The organism is Ruegeria sp. D1(2025), from assembly GCF_056536425.1.
In genome coordinates, this window is sequence record NZ_JBQFPO010000042.1 from 1 (window position 1) to 1,116 (window position 1,116).

The following is a 1,116-nucleotide window of genomic DNA, read 5'->3' on the forward strand; positions in this document are numbered from 1 at the left end:
CTCATCTCCACTCCTTGGCGGTTACGATGAGCCAGAAACCCTCTCTTATCAAATCTACTTAAACTGTCCCATTGGTGCTGACGTCAGACATCGTCGACCCACTTCTCTCAAACAAAACCTCGTAAACCTGACCGGCCTCCAGCGTCGCGTTTAAAGTGTTTGTGGTTCCCAGAATGACATACGACGCGGATGCTCCAGGAGTGCCAAGAACAGCATCCAATGCTTCACCTGCCGCGGTCGATTGTCCATGAGCGGTTCGTAGCTGCGCTTCAATTTCACGCCGCCCAGGCTCTACCAAAATGCTGATAGAACCAACACTCCAATCATTGGCGTTAGATATTCCATCGACGGCCGTTATTACCCCTATTCCGGCGGACATCTGCTTGAATAGGCTGCCACCAGGTACGTGCACGCGGGTTTCCAACCGTGCCAGTTCTTCTTCTGGCTTGTCTGGCTCGACATAGTCGGGAGTTTCATAGCCGCAAGCTGAAAGTAGAACAAATGCGACTGCCAATCCGGCGGACAATAGCCGGGCCGAGCTAAATGCAATTTGCATTAAAACTACTAATTTTCGCCTGATTACCATATCCTCTCACAACGGGACTTAACCCAATCAAGAAAGTACCCTGACGTATTACAACTTAGGTCAGGCCACACTACTTTGATCCAAATCGTACGCGCCGCAGGCACCGCTTCGATAAATGATTGGTCGGTCAGAGATGTGGATTTACTAAATAGGTCATTCCCGGCTTCCGCTTCGGGCTCTCAACAGTCCTTAGCTGCACTAGACATGAACGTCAGTAACCACCCCAGCCACCCCAACCCGCCAGCACCGGCGACCAGTCTTCAGCCCCGGAACGTCTCGTCAGCGGTCGTCTCAGCGCCAGCGGCCTCTCCAGCGGTCACAAATGCCCCGTGCTGACCCGCTGACGCTCCATTCCGCCCGTCGCTTCGCTCAGCAAAATGCCCCCGTTTTTGCCCCAGTTCCGGCCACCGTTCGGAAAAGTTGATAGGTTTCATCGGTCGGCAAGGATTCCTACCACCCCAGCCAGTTCATCGGAACATGGAACGAGACTAGGCTCTGGGGGCTAAACCCTCCGAGAAATGCCCCCGTTT

General features: G+C 53.7%; 1 protein-coding gene. It reads right to left on the minus strand.

All coding sequences use genetic code 11. From position 1 onward, the window contains the following. Window positions 1-58: 58 nt before the first annotated feature. A complete protein-coding gene (locus tag ACR1XU_RS23120) occupies window positions 59-586 on the minus strand; it encodes a hypothetical protein (RefSeq protein WP_480909702.1) in 528 nt (175 codons plus the stop codon). Window positions 587-1,116 lie beyond the last annotated feature (530 nt).